We start from the raw sequence: 18,761 nt of genomic DNA on the forward strand, positions 1-18,761 counted from the left end.
GGCGTCCGCGATAAACGTATGTTTTTGCTTGTGTAATTGGCTTTTGTGCCCGAAATTATTTGGATGGGTTAAAATAACAGTGTCTGTTGCGTGGAATGGGGTGCGTTATGAGTGGTTTGATTGATACTTCGGAGATGTATCTGAAGACGATTTACGAGCTGGAAGAAGAAGGTATTCCCGCGCTGCGGGCGCGGATAGTGGAAAGGCTGGGGCAGTCCGGGCCGACCGTTTCGGAAACGGTTGCGCGAATGGAGCGTGACGGTCTGCTGAAACTGGACAGCGGCCGGCGGATCAGGTTTACGAAAAAAGGCCGGGCGCTGGCCGGAAGAGTGATGCGCCGGCATCGTATTGCCGAGCGTCTTCTCACCGATATTATCGGCATACCCCTGCCCGACGTGCACGACGAAGCGTGCAGATGGGAACACGTGATTTCCGACGAAGTTGCCGAGCGGATTGCCGCGGTGCTCAATAATCCGCAGCACGACCCGTACGGAAATAAAATTCCCGCCGCCGACGACACGTTCGACGAAGTGAAAGACGCATATTCCCTGGGACTTTCCGATTTGGAAACCGCGGTAAAGGATGCCGCGCCGGGCACGGAGTTTACTTTTGTGCAGATTGCCGAACCGCTGCAGCTCGACCGGGAACGGATTGCGTTCTTCCGGGAGACGGGTTTTCTGCCGGGCGTAAAATTTAAGTTTAGGGACGCCGGGGAACAGGCGATTGTGCTGGAGACGGACGGCGGCAGCCTGTCTCTGCCTTATGCCGTGGCGGCAAAAGTGTTTGTGCGCTGAGTTTCGCCGGCAGCTGCCCGCTGCCGAAAGGCGGTGCGCAACTGTGCGGGGAGGGCTGCGGGGCGGCGAAAAAAACAGGGAAGAAGATCCGTTTTGCGGAAGTGACCAAAAGCATTGTTATGAAACTGTAACATTTCGTGATGTAGATGTTATACTTAACTGTGTTGAATCGGATACGCGCTTTGCGTATCGTCCCGACAGATGTTTTTGGAGTGAAAATATGGCAGGACGTCATCTTAAGCCCGGACAGGCGCCGAAACTGATCTCGCGCACAGGCTTTAAGGGGGTCGCGGGAGCTTCCGTTGCCGGTACGGTGCTGGGCGTTGCAATGCCCGCATTCGCCGCTCCGCAGCCACAGGCCCCGGCGGGTGTCGAAGTTTCCGCTTCCACGGTGCGGATTGCCGATACCGCAAAGTCTTTCTCCACTCCCAAGGTTTCGATCCGTACCGCGCTGGGCTCGGATCCGGCAGGTTTCTCTCTGCCGGCGGTAAATGTGAAGGCCGAAGCGGCACCTGCAGCGCCCGCTCCCGCTGCGCAGCCGGCTCCCGCCGCCCGCACCGACGCTGCCGCGCCTGTCGCCCGTAATGTTCCCGCGGCGAAGACCGCGCCCGCTCCCGCTCCTGTGCCCGCTTCCGGAAGAGGAGCGGCAATTGCCGCTTTTGCCGGGCGTTTCAGCGGAGTTGCCTACGTTTCCGGCGGCGAAACGCCGGCCGGGTGGGACTGCTCCGGATTCACGAAATATGTATTTGCGCAGTTTGGCGTGAATCTTGCGCACAAGGCTTCCGCACAGCGCTCCGCCGGCACGGTGGTATCCGCTTCGCAGGCGCAGCCGGGCGATTTGGTTTGGTGGCCGGGGCACATCGGAATTTATCTCGGGGGCGGGAAGCATATCGCCGCCCGCCGGCCCGGAGTCGGAACCGTTATCGGCAGTGTTTACGGCAATCCGCAGTATATCCGGGTTATGTAAAACGTAAAATTGTGTATTTCGCATCTTTCCCCTGCCGCTGCCGTGCGGCAGGGGAAATGTGTTTCCGCCCTGTTTTCGTTTTTCCCGCACTTCGCGGTATGTAAAATTATCTATTTTTCGTAACTTGTGTCACAATAAATCTGAGGAGAGGATTTGTTATGGCACACGAAAATGTTGTTGTGGTTGGCGTAGACGGCACGCCCGCTTCGCAGGCTGCTTTGGAGTGGGGATTTAACCAGGCAAAAGCGCGCGGTGCCGAACTGCGCCTGGTGTGTGTATATGAGCTGCCCTCATATGCGGCACACAGTTTGGCCCTGGGTGTTCCGGATATTGTGGCGGAAGGGAAGCTCCTCTACGAATCGGCAGAAAAAATGATCCTTGACCTGGTAGGCAAATATCAGAACAAAGGCGTAAACGTAACCTGGTCCCTGCTTCAGGGAGATCCTTCGGAAGAAATGGTGGAACTGTCGAAAACGGTTGCGCTGCTGGTGGTGGGCGGCCGCGAAAATTGGCGCGGCCGGATTGCCGACAGAATTCTGCGCACGGTTTCTTCCGCGCTGCCTGCCTATTCGCATTGCCCGACGGTCGTCGTGCCCCAAGACAGCTATCGCGACGATCTGCCGATCCGCCGTGTGGTGGTGGGCGTTGACGGTTCGGAGGCGGCAAAAACGGCACTGCAGCGCGCGGTGTGGGAGGCGGACCGCCATCACGCAACACTGGACATTGTAAGCAGCGTGAACGTGGACGCCGTTTCCTGGGTGCCGCAGTTTTCCCTTTCCAAAGAGTTTTTCGACGACGTATATCTCGGGATAAAGAACCAACTGGCAGAGGTGGACGAAGGCCGGGACATAAAAACTTCCATTACCGTGACGCAGGGAAATCCAATTACCACGCTCATCAAATTTTCCGAAGATGCCGATCTTCTGGTGCTGGGCACCCGCGGCCGCGGCGGATTTGCCGGGCTGCTTCTCGGCTCCACCTCACAGTCGGTGTTGGAGCAGGCAAAGTGTCCCGTGTTTATAGTGCCCAAACGCGTGGGACGCGCCGACGACGAAGGCCCGAAAAAAGAGGCCTGATTTCCGTTTTCGGTCTGCGGTTATGCAATTTGCCCGTCATCGGCTAAAGTAGGTACGTGTCCGCCCTCGTAGCTCAGGGGATAGAGCACCGCTCTCCTAAAGCGGGTGTCGGCCGTTCGAATCGGCTCGAGGGCACAGATCCGGCGGAGTATTTTGCCGCCGGTTTGCCCACAGCGGTCTTTTTCGGACATCTTCGGCGGGGGACTTTCACTTTGGAACTGAGATAAAGTACCGTGGAATTGTGAGTTCTTTTTTTCGTCGTAAAGCAAAAAACAGGGATCCGCAGCCGGATACGCGGGATAATGCCGCCCCGCAGCGGGAGACTGCCGCACCGCAGACCGTGCCGGATGTGTGGGATTCTCTGCCGGCCCTGCCCAAAGCAGAGGTAAAGGAAACACACGCCGTGCCCGCACACCGTGAGGCGGACGGCCCGGCGCAGTCCGTGGGCGCGTCTGTGGCAGAAAAGGACGCACCGCAGAGCGAGCCCAAAGAACGCAGAAGCGTAAAACCTTCGCGCGAAAATTTACTGAAAGCGGCTTACGGCGAATGGCACGAAACGCTGTCCCGTCTCGCACAAAACGACGAGAAACGGGCCGCCGGCGCGCGCTATGCCGGGCAGATTGAACTCACGCACGCCCACCCCAGCGGAACTGCGAGATTCTACTCGCATATGCCCACCAAGCTTTCTTCGCTGATCCGTGAACCCCGTCTGTATATGCGGGCAAAAGAGCAGCTTATGCGGCTGCATGAAATGATTTTGCAGACCGGGGAGGAGCACGGATATGCCCCGGTGTCGCTGTCCGCGGGCCGTTTTGTGTGGACGGAGCTGCCTGAAATATCGGACTCCAACACCGAGTGGCGCGAAACATACGATGCCACGGGTGAGCTGCGGCTTGACTTTACGCAGGTGCATGAGAATATGGCGGCCGAAATCCGGGAAGAAGATTCGGCTGCGCCAAAGGATCCCGGGCAGGAGCGCCCCCTGAAAGAAGCGGTTGAACGCAGCGCGCCGGCTCTGTTCAGACGGGTAAAAATAAATTTCCTTGCCGACGGCGACGCGCTGCTGCAGCTTTCCCTGCAGGCATATATCAATCCGACGGTGCTGAAGGCTTTGCGGGTAAACGGCATTTCCGAAGATCAGCTGATCCGCGTGCGTCAGCTGGCTCACCGCTCGCGCGGCATTGAAGAGACGGTAAATATGCTGGCCACGCTGGGGCGGGCATATCTGCCCGGATTCCGCTGCGAAGAGCAGAATGTGCTGGGCTGTTTCTATTCACCGGCCCGGAGTATGCTCTCCGATTTGGAGGCTGTGCGCGGCTATGTGCACGGATCGGGAATTTTGGCCGCGGTGGCGGGAGACGAAGAATGCAGAAAAGTTTCAAAAACACCGATCCCGCCCGGACTGGACGAAGACCGTGCCCCGGAAGCGGAACGCGGCGTGGGCGATCATGATGTGGCCGAACTTGATGTGGTGGAAGCCGTTGCTTCGGGGCGCTCGCTGGTGATAGATGCCGTTCCGGGCACGGAAAGGATTTCCACGGTGGCTTCGGTGCTTGCCGACGCGGCCGCTTCGGGAAAATCCGTGCTGTATGTGCCCGCAAAGGCCTCCCAGGCAAAAGCTCTGCATCGGGCTTTGGACCGTCTTGGCGTCGGGGAAACAGTGCTTGATTTTACCGACACGGAATCGGTGCCGCTGCAGCTGCGCAAGGGTCTGCGCCTGCCGCGTGCGGAATTTGATGCCGAAAAGACACTGGAAAATCGGGAGAAGCTGACGCAGGTACGCGCCAAGCTCCGGAATTTCATGAACGACCTGCACAATGAAGACCCACAGTGGGGAACCTCGGTTTATGCCCTGCTGGAGAAGCTGGCGTCTTTAACCGGCGGCGGAAAACAGGCGGGAACGCGGATTCGTTTTGACGCCTCCGTTTTGCATAAACTGAAGGACGGAGGATACGGGCAGATCCGCAGTCTCCTGCGCGAAGCCCGGGAACTGGGAGTTTTGGAAGAACGGTATCTCAGCTCCGCCTGGGCAGATTCTCCCATCTCCGATCCTGTGGAAGGCGCGAAGGCCGTTGAGCGCGCCCGGGCAGTCGGCTCCACCATGCTGCCGGCGGCAATCTCCCAGGCCACGCGCACTGCGATGAGCGTCGGGCTGACGCAGCCTCTGAATCTGAAAGAATGGTTCGAGCAGCTGACTGTGCTCGACGGAGTGGCGGAGAGTCTGGATATATTTCTGCCCAAAATTTTTGAAAATTCCGTGCGGCCGCTGATCGCGGCAACCGCCACGAAAGAATGGCGCGATGCGCACAATATGCAGATGCGCGGCAGCGAGCGGCGTGAATACCGGCGCGAGTTGGAAGAGCTGCTGCGCGCGGGGGCGGCTCCCGAAGATATCCACACGGAGCTGCTGAAAGTTGAGGAACGCCGCAATATCTGGTGTAAATTTGCCGTGGACGGCAGATGGCCGGTTCTGCCCGAGGGAATGGTGCAGATTCGTGCCACGCGCGCGGATCTGCAGCGGGAATTGGAGTGTCTGGCGCGTGAAACCGGGAAAACGGACTTTTTCACGCTCCCGTTTAACGATCTGGAACGCCGTCTGCGGGCGTTGGTCGACGATGCTCCGCACATGGACTCCCTGCCCCGGAGGAATGCGGTGCTGGCAGCGGTAAAATCGGCCGGTCTGATGCCTCTGATGAAGGATCTGCAAAGCAGAAACGTGCCCGTTGCGGATACGGACGCCGAATTTGATCTGGCGCTGACCTCCTCGATTTTTGAGCAGATTCTCGCAAAATCGCAGATTTTGGCCAGTTTGGGGCCGAAAGACGTGTCGGATCTGCTCTCTGAGTGGAAGAAGCTGGATCTTGCCCAGGTGCAGTCTCTCGCCGGTCCCGTGATGTCGGCGGTAATCGGCAATGCCCGGCGGGTAATGCAGATGCACAGGGAAGACACCCTGAAGCTGGATGCCCTGCTGGCCAGATATTCGGTGGCCGCACTGCGCGATGTGATTGCCACGTATCCGCGTCTGGTGCAGTGCGCGCGTCCGATCTGGATTGTGCCTTCCGTGCTTGTGGCCGATTACGTGCCTCCCATGCCGTGGGTCGATCTGGTTATTTTGGATACGGCGGAGAATACGGAAACCGCCTGTGTTGTTCCGACTCTGCTGCGCGGCAGACAGATTGTGGTTGTCGGCGATATCCGCCGCTGCGGGGTGAAGACGGGGAATTTTACCGGGAAAGAAAACGATACTCTCGCCCTGCGTGCCTTTGCCGATGTGCTGCCCGTGGCAGAACTGCCGACCTACCGCGTAAAGCAGGATGAACTGACCGTGAAATCGCTGGCCGCATACGGATATGCCGGGGTGTATCATTCGGTTCCGGCAAGTCCGCGCAGACACAGAACGGTGCTGCGGGTTGTGGACGGCAGGGGAGTGCCGACGCACGGCAGCGAAGGTGCCGTGGAGGCGCCGCAGGCGGAAGTGGATGCCGTGACGGAAGCGGTGAAAAAATATGCCCGGGAGGGAAACACGGATTCGCTGGCTGTAGTGACCGTCTCCGAACTTCATGCGCGCCGGATCCGCGAAGCGCTGCAGTCTTCCCGCGCCGAATCGGGGGAATTGGACCGTTTCATGCGCGCGGAAGGATATGAGCCGTTTACGGTTATCGATATTGGCCAAACGGCGGGAATTCGTCGCGACCGTATTATTTTCACGCCCGGTTTCGGGAAAACGGTGCATGGCAGAGTGCTGCACTCTTTTGGGAAGCTGCACACCGACGCCGGTTTCCTCGGTCTTTTGGATGCTATTGAAATGCCCCGCAAGTCGATGACCATCATCAGCTCGCTTGACGCGGGAGACATTGATATTTCGCGGGTGGCAACAGCCGGTCCGCAGCTGCTGGCAAAGATTTTGGATACGGCGGGCGGAGATACGGTGTCCCGGGCGGAATTTTCCGCCGAGCCTCCGGGGGCGCTGCTCGGTGATCTGGCGCGGCGTCTGCAGGCGGCAGGTTTGCGTGTCGGATTTAATTACGGCTGCGGGGATCAGGTGCGTATTCCTCTGGTTGTGGGCGATGATTCCATTCCCGGTACGTGGGCGGTTGCCGTGCTGACCGATGATGCGCAGTATGTGGCGCAGGAGTCGCTGCGCCGCCGCGACCGCTATCTCGTGGATGCCTTCACGGACCGCGGCTGGTTGGTTTATCAGACGTACTCGACTTCGCTGTTTATTGATCCGGCAGGCCGGGCGGCGGAAATTGAGAAACTGGTGCGTTCGGCGCAGAGCGGATCCGGGGAGGAAAAGCATTTGCCGAACGGCGGAAGGCCGGATGCGCGGGCTCCGCACTCCAGAGAAGAGCGGGGAAAGCGTCCGGATTTTACCGCGGGTCTGCCTCTTTCCGCTTACCGTGACGAACAGCTGGACGCCATTTTGCTGTGGATTGCCTCCGACCGCGTCCGACGCTCGGAAGAAGAACTGGTGGCTGCGCTGTATGAGCAGCTGAATCCGGCGGAAAGGAATGCGCAGACGGATGCCGTGCTGACAAACGCCGTGCGCAGATCGGGTCTTGCCGGAGAGAAACATGAGTGAAGCGCGCCGTGAAAAAAACAGATCCCGGCGGGTGGTGGCGCTGTCCAGGATTGATCGGGAACGCCTGGCCCGCGGGGAGATTTCCACGCCCGAAGAGGCTGTGCACAATACGGATGCCCCGGCTGTCTACCCGGAAAAAGGCAGTACCCCGCTGCGTGCCGTACGGAAAAAAAAGAAAACGGTTTCGCCGGGATTTACCCCCCACGAGCTGGACATACTCTCTGAAGTGCCGCCGCATTTCGGAAAGCTGTAAAATCTGACCAAAGCCCGGAGTCTGCTTTTCGGATGCATTATTTCCCCGCTGCGCTCCGGGATTTCGCGCTCCGGCCGGCGCGGAGAACGGCCCGAAGCGGCGTGGTGCCCCGCACGCCCAGTACGGCATTGAGATCTTTGGTTTTTACCGCCACATAGAAGACATTCTGTGAGGCGCTGTCGCCGAAGAACGGATGTTTTTCTTTTTTGCCGCTTTTTCCCATGATTATTGCTTCTTCTGCCAGCAGCAGCGCTCCGCGCGGAGAGGTATTTTCCGCGTTTTCCCTTTCCGCCGGCTGCCGGGAAGTTTTGTCTTTCCTGCCGCTGTCCGCTTCGGCCGTGTCTTCTTCCGTTTCCGCGGGAAGTTTTTCTCCGGGAAGATTTGCCGGGGCATAGATGTCGATTCTGTTTCCCGGAGCGGCGATTTCTTCCGGCAGTCCGAAATCCAAAGATACGGACGTGACAGCCGTGCCCGGGGGAGCCGCACGCAAAAATTTTTCATTTAGCAGCTGCGAGCGGGTAATCGGCAGACCTTTGGGGATCGCTGCGGCAACGGTGGCGCCGGCCAGTTTTTCGGCGTTGGTGAAATACCCTTCGGGAACGGCGTCTTTCCGGATATTTACCTGCTGCACGGAGGAGTCGGACAGAGATTCCCCGGCTGTCAGATCCGTTGCCGCCACGAGGATTTTTTCGGTCTGCGGATTCAGTTCGCCTGCCGCGGAGAGAATACTCTGCACAAGAAAGGCGAAAAGAATCATCCACAGCACCCTGCGCCAGCGCCACAGCGCTGCCCGCCATTTTCCTTTAATACGGTAGCTGCGTGATATCTCATGGGGATGTTTGTCCGATTCCTGCAAATCTATCAGCATATTTTCATTATCCGCACCCGGGAATGCGCATAATTAAGACCCGGAAAAATGTGGATAAACTCCCCGCAAACGCCTGCTGTGGGCAAAAGCTGCACTGCCCGGCGCGGAGCCGAATCTCCGGACGCGTGCCTAAACGGCGGTTTTCTCCGCCCGTGTGGGAAGAATGGCATACGGCACGGGCACATCCATGTCGTCCTGGGGAAGATGAAAATCCACAAACTCTCCGGGGAAGACCATGGCTCCGACAGCAGTATCCGGACGGATACACTTCAGGGCGCGGTCGTACCAGCCCCCGCCCTGCCCCAGTCTTTCCCCGAAACGGGAGACCAGAAGCGCGGGGATAATCATTGCGTCCACTTCGGATAAAATGTCGTTGTCGAATGCGGCTCCGCCCGGTTCAGGGGGTCTGCCCGGAGCAAGCTGAACCAAATCGTCGAGTCCCCGGAAATATCCCCACGAGCGCGTCAGACCCGGCCCGAGCTTAGGCAGCAGGAGTGTTTTTCCCGCGTCGGCAAGCGCTTTGCACAGCCCATACGTGGGCGGCTCGCCGGAAGTGGAAACGAAACAGGTTACCGTATGTGCCCCCGCGGTAAAATCAAGTACCGTTTTTTGCCACTGAAGTGCCAAACGGGATTTTTCCTGTGCGCAGCGTTGTCTGCGATACTGCCTGCACTGCGCCCGGAGCTGCTGCTTTGCATCTTCCGGGGGAAGAGCGCCGATATTCGGATACTTCACCGCGTCACCTGACATACTTCAATTATGGCATTTTTTGTCTGTAAATTCCGCTTCTGTACTCTCCCGGCGCAACCGCGCTTTTTCCGGTCTGCCGTTAACGGGAGGGGCCGCGGGTGCGGACAGTATATGCGCAGCCGCGCTTTATACGTTTGCGTGCGGGGCGTTATCCGAAAAATCCCCTCCCGGCCGGGAGCCCCGGCGGAGTTTATCGCGGGCGGGGATGCCGCGGATTTTTCTCCGGCCGGGATTGCGGCACCGCCTGCAGCCCTAACATGGCCGCAATTTTCCCCGTGCGCGCCCGGGAGCTATTTTTTACGGTAATGAACGGATATGATTTGAATTGGAGACAAGCGAAAGGTGATTATGAAAACCGTTGCGGAGTATAAGAATGCGTGTTTGCAGGTTTCCCAGCCGCTTCCCGTCTTTAATGTGACACTGATGGGCGCGGTGGGCTGTATGCTTGCCGACGATGTGCGCTCGCTTGTGGATCTGCCGCAGAGAAGCTGTGCGGCAAAAACGGGTTATGCGGTGCGTGCGGAAGATACTCTGGGAGCATCGGGGGTGAATCCGGTGCGCCTGATGCTGGAAAGCACGCAGGCGGAAAAAAACGGTACCGGTCTGCCGCTGCAGGCGCGTCACGCGATGAGAATTGAAGCGGGGGTGCCGCTGCCCCCGGGTGCGGACGCGGTGCTTTCCACCGTCTATGCAGGCTCGGAAAAAGGCGAGATCGCAATTATCGGGGAAGCGGAACCCGGGCTGAATGTGCACGCCAGGGCGCAGGATATTGCGGCCGGTCAGGTAATTTTGCGCGCAGGGATCCGGATCGGATCGCGGCAGGTGGCAGTACTTTCTTCGGCGGGCCAGTATTCCGTGCCCGTACACCCAAAACCGCGCGTGGTGGTGATGTCGGTAGGCGACGAGCTGCTCGCGCCGGGCAAACCGATTGAAGCGGGTAAAATTTACGACGCCAATTCCCATGCGCTGCTTGCGGCGGCAACCGATGCGGGGGCGGAGGTATTCCGTGTGGGGCCTGTTTCCGACAATCCTGCCGTTTTGCGGGAAAGTCTGGAAGATCAGCTGGTGCGCGCCGATATTATCATCACCACCGGGGGATTGGTGAAAGACGGGCATGATTCGCTGTGCGAAGTTCTGGAAGATTTTGAAACGGTTGATTTTGATTCTGTGGCCATGTCTCCCGGTGAACGGCTCGGTGTGGGAAAGATATCCGACACAACCATTTTCTGTCTGCCCGGGGAACCGGTAGCCGCGCTGATCTGTTTCGAAATTTTTATTCGTCCGGCATTGCGGAAAATGGCAGGTTATATGCACACAGAACGGCGCGTGCTGCCTGCCCGGATGGTGAGCGGATGGGAATCTCCCGAAGGGCTGCAGGAGTTTGTGCCGGCAAAAGTAGGCGGAAATCCGAGCCGGGGATATACGGCGGAGCCCGTGTGCACTGTGGGAAATTCGTTCCTTTCCGGTCTTTCGCGGGCAAACTGTCTGATTGCGATTCCCGCCGACACAGAGTTGGTGCAGGCGGGAGAAACGGTTGAATGCGTGGTTCTCGACCGCTGACGGCGTTTCGTCTGTGCCTTGTGTGAACAGTGTGAAAGCGTGACGAAATAGTTACGGTTTACTTTACAACACACCGATTCTGATGTCACTGAAAGTCTCTCCGGTTCTATATTTTTAAGGTGTGGGCGGAGAAGGATTGGCAGTTGCGGTTTTTGTGCTCCTCCTGCTTGCATATCTGATTCCGGCTCTGTTCCGCCGACGTGCGGTGATGAACGAAGCCTCGGTGGATGAAAGATTCTCGCAGGAGCTGCATCTGATACGGATACAACCCCGCTTTTCCCTATCCGCGGATCCCCACCGCGGCAGAATTTACAGGATGAGGCGCAACGTGAGTAAAACACAGTTTAAGTCGGATGAAACTACGGAACGGACTTTCGACGTGCGCGCGGTTTCCCGCGCCCGCGCCCGCGCCCGGGGAAGAATTGCCGCCCGGAATATGCTTCAGCGGCGTTTTCTTGTGTGCGGAGCGGTATTTCTTGTATTGGTTGCGGCGACCTGGATTGTATTTGCGGCAGGAGCCGCCGGTCTTGCCGTTCCGGCTGCGGGGACCGTGCTGGCGGCGGCATACGGCGGATTTTTCCACAGAATGCTGGGCAAATGGAGCCTTGAAAACAAACGTGACATCGAAAACATCGCCCGGGCGACCGACATCCTGGAATCCGGCAGGGCGGTAAAATTCTCCGAAAAGAAGGCTTCTTCCGCCTCGCGTGCTGCTGTGCAGGCAGAAAAGACGGCGGAACGAAAAACGGAAACCGTTTCCGCGAAAAATACGGACGCCGGCAAAAATCGGGAAGCCGGCGGGAAATTGCAGGCGAAGACGGCGCACACATACCTGTCGGCCGCCGCATCGGCAGATCGCAGTGCGGGTACGGCTGCGCATACGGAACGGAAAAACGAAACCGCCCCGGCCGTGTCGGAAAAGAAAGAAAAATCCATTCGGCCTGCGGCTGCATATGCGCTCGCTTTCCCCCCGGGGGAAAACTCCGCGTCTGCCTCTTCGGCTATGCCCGCTTATACGCTGAAACCCGAAATTACCCGGCGTACGGTTAAGCCCTACACCGCGCCGGAAACCGAAACCGCGCCGGTGCCATACCGGCCGAAACGGGTAGGGGAACAGCTGGGGGCGGAGAAACACTCTGCGGCAAATCCGGCGCCGGAAATGACCGGTGAAGAAGAACTGCGCACCGACGTACTCGGTTCCGGTTCCGCTTTGGACACCCTTCTGGCCCGCCGCCGCGCCTGCTGATGACATCCCTGATTCTGCTGCATGGGGCAAGTCAGACTCCGCTTGCCTGGCGGAAAACAGCCGACCGTCTGCCGTCGGTCTGGGCGGTTGCCGCGCCTTTGCTGCACGGCAGAAACAATACAGCGAATATGCTGCATGCCGCGGAGACGGAAGTGGCGGGAATATATGCTCCCGGTGAGAGAATCGTGATAGCTGCGGAAGAGGCTGCGCCTGTGGCACTGGAATTGGCGGCAAAAGGAGGTGCGGCGGGAGTACTGCTCACCGAGCCGGTATTCCGCGTGGGGAAAACCGCGCAGGTGGCGGCGTTGTGCGCCGGGCTGTTCCGGCCGCGGAAAAATTCAGACCGCGAAAGGGAATATGCCACCCGGGAGGAAAAAATTTCCTATCTGCGCGCTATTGCGCAGTCTATGCGCTCAGCCGGGAAAGGGCGGGACTGCGCGGAAAAATATATGCGGGCATGCATGGAAAAAGGGGTATCGGTCCGGATTCTGTGCGCCCGGAAAAAGCGCGGTGCCGTGCGGGAAGGACGCAGAATGGCACGGCGGTTTCCCCGGGTGGAGTACTTCACAATTGCCGGGGCAAAAAGCGGATGGAACGCCTATGCTCCTGCGCAGTACGCGGCAAATATCGTGGAATTTGCGGAAAAAATTACGGCAGAGTAATGCCGTTTTCCGCTTTTGCCGATCCTGTGTTAATATGGATGAGCTGAGGGGCATTGGCGCAGTTGGTAGCGCGCATCGTTCGCAATGATGAGGTCAGGGGTTCGAATCCCCTATGCTCCACAAAATACCCGCGCCCGGCGCGGGTATTCTTATTTCAGGCGGTTTTGCGCGCGGTTTTACCGTTTTGTTTTCGGGGCGGATATCTTTTGAGCCGGGTGAACACAGAAACAGCTGCGGCAATTAATGGCATTCCAAAAACGGGCGAAAGTTCCCGGAAGGGGCAAATTCACGGATAGGGAACGGCACACGATCTGAAGCGGTATTCACATACATGGAATCTGCCGGCACATAATTTTTCTTTTTCTTTTGTGTCTGAAAAGTATGTTGGCGTCGATACCTTAAAAACTATACCGTTGTGTGCAACAGGCATAACGAAGATAAATCGGAAAGACGGAAACCGCAAAACTCCCCGGAAGCAGATAAATTCTTCTTTCGGGGAGTTTTGTGTATAGCACGTGAGAATATGCACGACCGGTGTATTTAACGGTTAGGAGAGAGGAGTAAACCGGCAAATACTAAGGTCTATCAGTTTTTGATCCGATATTGTTGCAGGCGGTCAGTTTCGACTTTCCGCCTGCAGCAAGGTGTTTATTTCATACGTGCCAAGGGTTCGGAAACTTCTCCGGTAGTGGCATCGCGCCAGGCTTCCAGAAGTCTCAGGAACGCTGTGGCTCCCGGATCCTGGAGTCCGATTGAACGGTCCTGCAGCCAGGAAGCCCGTCCGCGGCGTGATTGTAAATTACGTGTTTCCACTACGGCTGCTGCGGCGGCTGTGATGACTGCTTCCATGGCGTCACCGTCCGCAGGGCAGTCGCGGAGAGCGTCGCATGCGGGAACAATGGCATCAAGGATAGTTTTGTCGCCTACCTTGCTCTTTCCGCGTTGAGCGATGCTGTCGGCAGCGGCGCGTATGAATGCTTCGGCGTCAGATCGCGAAATTTCTTCTTTATCATTCCAGATTTTCGATCCTGCCAAAAGCCCTCCTGCAACAAGTGCAGCCATGGTGGATGGATTCGCATTGGCGAAAGCTTTTGCACAGACTCGGGTCACCTGAGCCGGTTTCTGGTTGGAATCGGCTGACTCAAGCATTCCGATGACTGCATTTGCGCCGGCTGAAACTGTGATACCAAGATCGCCGTCACCAAGTACCTGATCAAGATCCCGTAATTCGTCGGCGGAGTTAACGAGCAGGTTCAGGGCTTTTTTGATAGTTGAGATAAGTTCGGGAGTTTTCATTAGCGTTCCTTTTGTTCGAAGAAGGGTGAGTAGGCAGGTGCGTCAAGAAGCTCAAGGAGCTCATCGTCGAGCTTGAGGAGAGAAATAGAAGCTCCCGCCATTTCCAAACTGGTTGCGTATTCGCCAATATAGTTACGTTCAATTACAACGCCTTTGGCGGTAAGCTGCTTATGTACCCGACGGTACAGGATATAGAGTTCCTCCAGGGGAGTTGCACCCAGACCGTTTACAAGGACGGCTACCCGATCACCTGAAGTGATTTCAAGGTCGGCAGCGGTCGCCTCGAGAATCTCATCAGCAATCTCATCGGCCGTGCGGAGCGGTTCCCGGCGAATGCCCGGTTCTCCGTGAATGCCGATTCCCATTTCCATCTCACCGTCAGGTAAGGTGAAACTCGGTTCACCCGTGGTGGGAAGAATTGTGGGTGAAAGCCCGACGCCCATAGTTGCGGTCCGAGATACGGTTTTTTCTGCTACTTCGGCGACAGCCTCAAGATCATCGCCCCGTTCGGCCGCTGCGCCGGCGATTTTGTATGCAAAGAAAATTCCTGCAACGCCACGACGGTCTTTCGCTTTTTCTTTAGGCTGAGAGGCAACGTCGTCTCTGCCGAGCACGGTTTTAATTTCAATATCGTCCAGTTCTGCCAAATCCGTGGCAAGGTCAAAGTTAAAGACGTCTCCGCCGTAGTTCCCGTAAAGGAACAGCACGCCCTTGCCGCTGTCTACGGCTTTAGCTGCTTCGTAGCATTGCTGTGAGGACGGTGAAGAGAAAACATTACCGATGGCTACGCCTGAGCAAAGCCCCTTACCGATGTATCCTTTGAAAAGCGGAAGATGGCCCGAGCCGCCACCCGCGACAATTCCGACCTGTCCGGCAACCGGTGCGTCTGCGCGTACGAGAATACGCGGATCGTCACCCGGAGTCTTGAGGTCGTTCGGTGCAGACAAAAGAATACCTTCGACCATTTCATCGACAAAATTATTTGGGTCATTAATAATCTTTTTCATGATAATCCTTTACGTTAGAAGGGGAATTAAACTTTTTTAGGGGTAGATTTACGTAAAATTTTCCTCCAGTCTATTTTTTCTATAACCAGTACGACAATCAGGATGACGCCTTGGGCGATCGCGTATTGGAATGGTGACAGACGCATTGCGGTAAAGCCCGAACGAACAATTTGCAAGGTGAGCGCCGCAAGGAAAACTCCGAATACCGTTGCGTAACCGCCCGCCGGATTGGTTCCTCCAAGCACCGCAATCACAATAACAAGCAGAACGTACGAGACACCGTAATCTGCCGAAGCGGTCGGATTTCGCGCGATAAAGATAACTCCTGCCAAAGCACCGATAAAACCGGTAAGCACATAGCTTCGCATCAGCAGACTGCTTGATTTAATTCCGGAATATCTTGCGGCAACCGGATTTGCACCCTGCAGCTCAAGACGTAAACCCAGCGGAGTGCGATTGAGTAAGAATCCCACGACCAGAGCAACTGCCAGGAATACAAAGAATAATGTAGGTATTCCCGCAACTGCGCTGACGCCGAAAGCCGTCAATGCGCCCGGTGAACCATAAAGCGTTTTCCCGCCGGTCCATACCACTGCAATGCCGTTGAAGATCTGCATTGTTCCCAACGTTGCCAAAATCGGCGTAACACCAATTTTGGCAATAAGAAACCCATTGACGGTGCCGGCTGCGACACCGACCAAAATGCCGAGCAGAATAATGAGAATACCAAAATTCTCAGCCATAGCCGGATTGCTGCCCGATACTGCGGTGAACGTTGTCGAAATTGTGATCGCAGTGAGGTTTGCAATGGCAACAAGGGAAAGATCAATACCGCCGGTTACCATGGAAATCATCATTGCAATCGAAAGAAGTCCGATCTCCGGCACTGCCAGAGCCATATTCTGTATGTTGACTATGGAGAGGAACGTTTCGGGATTTGCGATCGCAAATACGACAAAGGTTCCAATCAGCAGCAACAGCATTTGGGATGTGGATCTGGTCATGCGGAATGTCGAGTGAAATCTCTTTGTTGACCTGCCGACCTTTTCGTTTAGCGACGAAAACTTATCTGTTTGATCTTTAACTTCTGTTGTCATTTCACTGTCTCTTCCTGAATAAAGCCAACCTGCTTCTGTGCACGTTTAGCCGATATAGCCTGAATACTGACGCCCACAATCAGGAGGACACCCACAGCGGCACGCTGCCACGCGCTGGGTACGCCCACGAGAATAAGGGAATTATTGATGAGCTGCACAAGCAGCACACCAAGAACGGTGCCTTTGACCGATCCGTATCCGCCAAAGATGGATGCACCGCCCAGGACAACAGCGGCGATAATATCCAGCTCCCCTCCGATGAGTTCTTTCGGGCTGGCAGAACGGCCCATGACCATGTAGATGACACCGCCTATTGCAGCCATGACACCTGCTATAACATAAACCCGCATCTGAACACTTTTGACATTAATTCCCGCACGGCGTGCAGATTCCTCATCACCGCCGATGGCATAGACAAACCGTCCGAACATTGTTCTGTTCAGAAGCCAGCTGACTACTGCCGTTAATACTATCGCCGGAATAATCATGACATGGAGCAAAGCAACACCATTGGCCGTTGGAAGCGTTACGAGATTGACCGTGGAGGCTTTTGCCATTCCCACGGGAAGATCGGCAATGTAACGCGAGCCGACATAGGTCATGAGGACGCCTTGGAAAATGCCCTGTGTGCCCAGAGTGACAATAAGCGTCGGAAGTCGGAATTTGGAAATAATGTAACCGTTGATGAGCCCGAGAAGAGTTCCAAGAACCATCGCAAACAGGAAAGAACAGATAAGGCCGAAATCCTTTGCGAAGTTTAATTGCACAGTTACTGTCGTATAGGCGGAAAAGACTGCAATCGCCGCAAAAGATACATCGATTCCGCCTGAGATGATAACCAGCAAAACCCCAAGGGCAAAGATTAACGGAACAATTGAAGATCTGATAATCGCGAAAAGCGTAGAGACCTGTAGAAAATCCCTGCTCACAAGCGACATTACCACGATGAGGATGATAAGAACCGCGAGAAGGATCCCCTCGTTATTCTGTCCCTTTAATTTCGACAGGAATGGAGTTTTCCCTGTCTGTGCCAATTGCTTTTTCATGCAACTACCCGCTCTCTGATTGCTTCAACCGTTACTTCGTCATCCGCCAGCTCAGCGGTAATGCGTCCTGCCGTCGTAATAAATACTCGGTTACAGCACGCAACCAGCTCCGGGGCGTCGTCGGAAATAATGATGATCGCGATCCCGTTTTCCGCCTGTTCACGTAAGATTTGAAGAATCTCGGCCTTGGATCCGATGTCCACACCGACTGTCGGACCATTGAGAATCAAAACCTTTGGTTTGCGGGCAAGCCACTTCGCCACAACAACACGCTGTGCATTCCCGCCCGAAAGAGAGCGGACGGGTGCCGCGACGTTTGGAGCTTTAATCTTTAAGGATTTAAAGTGTCGGTCAATCGTTTCACGTATATCTTTTTTCCGAAGAGTTCCGGTTTTTGATGTGTGCCGGTCGATTGACGCCGCGATCACATTGTCGGAAATCGGTTTATCAAGGAAAAGTCCTTCGGTGAGCCGGTCTTCCGGAACATATCCGATCTGGGCTTTGAGTGAATCCTCAATCGAGTTGATTTTTACCTGTTTTCCGTCAATCAGAATTTCTCCGGAGTTGTGGGACAGGATACCAAACAAAGCTTCCGCTATTTCGGAACGCCCGGATCCGAGAAGGCCTGTAAAACCGACAATCTCTCCGGCGCGCACGTCAAAAGAAATATCCGTGAGCATACCCGGCGACGATAATCCCCGTACCTGCAGCATCGGTTTGCCTTCTTTGGGAGAAACAATATGACGTGAAACGTCGAGGGCTTTACCTGTCATGTACTCGGCAATTTTCTTATCGTCGAAATCTTCGATAGCGCTTTCGATTATGTTCTTTCCGGACCTCATGATAGAAATTCGGGAAGCAATTTGGGTTACTTCGTCGAGTTTGTGCGAGACAAATACTAAAGCAACTCCCTGAGAGCGCAGATTTTCGACCACCGCAAACAGTCTTTCTACCTCATTTTGTGTCAATGCGGTTGTCGGCTCGTCCATGATGAGCAGCCGGGCATCCGAACACAATGCTCTGCAAATTGCCGTTAACTGGCGATCCGCAACGGATAGTGATTCCACTTTGGCGTCAAGATCGAGATGGATTTTCAAACTGCCGATAACTTTTTTGGCACGTGCACGCGCTGACGACAGATTAAAAATTTTTCTGCGCTTCGATATCGAACGGGTTGCAACAATGTTTTCCGCAACCGAAAGGTTTGGAAAAAGCGAGAAGTCCTGGTAGATCACCTGGATTCCCAGTTCCATTGCTTCGAGCGGTGTCAGTCTGCCATAGGAATGGCCCGCGACAACGATTTGTCCGCTGTCGGGTGACAAGACTCCGGAAATCACTTTAATGAGAGTTGATTTTCCGCATCCGTTCTCGCCGGCCAAACACAGCACTTCACCGGATTTAACTTTCAGCGAGACGCCGGCAAGTGCAGTGACTCCGTCGAAAGTTTTTACTATATCTTTTGCTTCCAAAAAATAAGAAGTGTCGGATTGAGTTGGAGTGTCCATTTATACACCTCCCAGTGAGGTTGCGGGCCGAAGTAATATCTCGGATTGTCTT

Annotated in this window: 15 protein-coding genes and 2 tRNA genes; 10 read left to right on the plus strand and 7 right to left on the minus strand. The window is 55.8% G+C overall.

Translation table 11 applies throughout. The annotated features are described in order from the left end of the window. Nucleotides 1–107 precede the first annotated feature (107 nt). The 6 genes from HMPREF1631_RS02715 to HMPREF1631_RS02740 all read left to right on the plus strand — a co-directional run bounded on the left by HMPREF1631_RS02715 (nt 108) and on the right by HMPREF1631_RS02740 (nt 7,672). A complete protein-coding gene (locus HMPREF1631_RS02715) occupies nt 108–794 on the plus strand; it encodes a metal-dependent transcriptional regulator (RefSeq protein ID WP_034232195.1) in 687 nt (228 codons plus the stop codon). A gap of 220 nt (nt 795–1,014) precedes the next feature. After that, the gene (locus HMPREF1631_RS06770) at nt 1,015–1,761 is read left to right on the plus strand and encodes a C40 family peptidase (protein WP_232215407.1); all 747 of its coding nucleotides are present in this window, start codon (nt 1,015–1,017) and stop codon (nt 1,759–1,761) included. A 158-nt stretch (nt 1,762–1,919) separates the two neighbouring features. Continuing rightward, complete coding sequence (locus HMPREF1631_RS02725; protein WP_034232198.1) at nt 1,920–2,837, plus strand: universal stress protein; 918 nt, start codon at nt 1,920–1,922, stop codon at nt 2,835–2,837. Nucleotides 2,838–2,899: 62 nt separating this feature from the next. After that, nucleotides 2,900–2,972: transfer RNA gene (locus tag HMPREF1631_RS02730), tRNA-Arg, on the plus strand. Nucleotides 2,973–3,078: 106 nt separating this feature from the next. Continuing rightward, a complete protein-coding gene (locus tag HMPREF1631_RS06965; RefSeq protein ID WP_084707362.1) occupies nt 3,079–7,419 on the plus strand; it encodes a hypothetical protein in 4,341 nt (1,446 codons plus the stop codon). Beyond that, entirely contained in the window at nt 7,412–7,672 is a 261-nt protein-coding gene (locus HMPREF1631_RS02740) for a hypothetical protein (RefSeq protein ID WP_034232204.1), read from the plus strand. Before HMPREF1631_RS06965 ends, HMPREF1631_RS02740 begins: the two co-directional genes overlap by 8 nt. A gap of 37 nt (nt 7,673–7,709) precedes the next feature. Here HMPREF1631_RS02740 and HMPREF1631_RS02745 read toward each other — a convergent pair whose 3' ends face one another. Both HMPREF1631_RS02745 and HMPREF1631_RS02750 read right to left on the minus strand, forming a co-directional pair. Further along, a complete protein-coding gene (locus HMPREF1631_RS02745) occupies nt 7,710–8,540 on the minus strand; it encodes an SAF domain-containing protein (RefSeq protein WP_034232207.1) in 831 nt (276 codons plus the stop codon). Between the two features lie 129 nt (nt 8,541–8,669). After that, nucleotides 8,670–9,290, minus strand: coding sequence for a 5-formyltetrahydrofolate cyclo-ligase (locus HMPREF1631_RS02750; RefSeq protein ID WP_034232211.1), 621 nt, complete (start codon nt 9,288–9,290; stop codon nt 8,670–8,672). Nucleotides 9,291–9,638: 348 nt separating this feature from the next. On the opposite strand from HMPREF1631_RS02750, the gene glp reads away from it, so the two are divergent. The 4 genes from glp (at nt 9,639) to HMPREF1631_RS02775 (ending at nt 12,878) form a co-directional block, all read left to right on the plus strand. After that, entirely contained in the window at nt 9,639–10,850 is a 1,212-nt protein-coding gene (glp, locus tag HMPREF1631_RS02760) for a gephyrin-like molybdotransferase Glp (protein WP_034232217.1), read from the plus strand. A 136-nt stretch (nt 10,851–10,986) separates the two neighbouring features. Further along, the gene (locus HMPREF1631_RS02765) at nt 10,987–12,096 is read left to right on the plus strand and encodes a DUF6667 domain-containing protein (protein WP_034232219.1); all 1,110 of its coding nucleotides are present in this window, start codon (nt 10,987–10,989) and stop codon (nt 12,094–12,096) included. Further along, nucleotides 12,096–12,758, plus strand: a complete 663-nt coding sequence (locus HMPREF1631_RS02770) for a hypothetical protein (protein ID WP_034232222.1) — start codon at nt 12,096–12,098, stop codon at nt 12,756–12,758. Before HMPREF1631_RS02765 ends, HMPREF1631_RS02770 begins: the two co-directional genes overlap by 1 nt. Nucleotides 12,759–12,805: 47 nt before the next feature. Next, nucleotides 12,806–12,878 (plus strand) — tRNA-Ala (locus HMPREF1631_RS02775). A 528-nt stretch (nt 12,879–13,406) separates the two neighbouring features. Here HMPREF1631_RS02775 and HMPREF1631_RS02780 read toward each other — a convergent pair. Genes HMPREF1631_RS02780 through HMPREF1631_RS02800 form a run of 5 tightly spaced genes read right to left on the minus strand, consistent with a single transcriptional unit; the run spans nt 13,407 to nt 18,709 of the window. Beyond that, entirely contained in the window at nt 13,407–14,054 is a 648-nt protein-coding gene (locus HMPREF1631_RS02780; protein WP_034232225.1) for a DAK2 domain-containing protein, read from the minus strand. Beyond that, entirely contained in the window at nt 14,054–15,061 is a 1,008-nt protein-coding gene (locus HMPREF1631_RS02785; RefSeq protein WP_232215408.1) for a dihydroxyacetone kinase subunit DhaK, read from the minus strand. Before HMPREF1631_RS02785 ends, HMPREF1631_RS02780 begins: the two co-directional genes overlap by 1 nt. A gap of 26 nt (nt 15,062–15,087) precedes the next feature. Beyond that, on the minus strand, nt 15,088–16,158 hold the full coding sequence (locus HMPREF1631_RS02790; RefSeq protein ID WP_232215409.1) for an ABC transporter permease: 1,071 nt from the start codon (nt 16,156–16,158) through the stop codon (nt 15,088–15,090). Next, a complete protein-coding gene (locus HMPREF1631_RS02795) occupies nt 16,155–17,204 on the minus strand; it encodes an ABC transporter permease (RefSeq protein ID WP_052046992.1) in 1,050 nt (349 codons plus the stop codon). The genes HMPREF1631_RS02790 and HMPREF1631_RS02795 overlap by 4 nt, the downstream gene beginning before the upstream one ends. Further along, nucleotides 17,201–18,709, minus strand: coding sequence for a sugar ABC transporter ATP-binding protein (locus HMPREF1631_RS02800; RefSeq protein ID WP_052046993.1), 1,509 nt, complete (start codon nt 18,707–18,709; stop codon nt 17,201–17,203). Before HMPREF1631_RS02800 ends, HMPREF1631_RS02795 begins: the two co-directional genes overlap by 4 nt. Between the last annotated feature and the right edge of the window lie 52 nt (nt 18,710–18,761).

The organism is Arcanobacterium sp. S3PF19 (genome assembly GCF_000758825.1).
Lineage (GTDB): Bacteria > Actinomycetota > Actinomycetes > Actinomycetales > Actinomycetaceae > Arcanobacterium_A.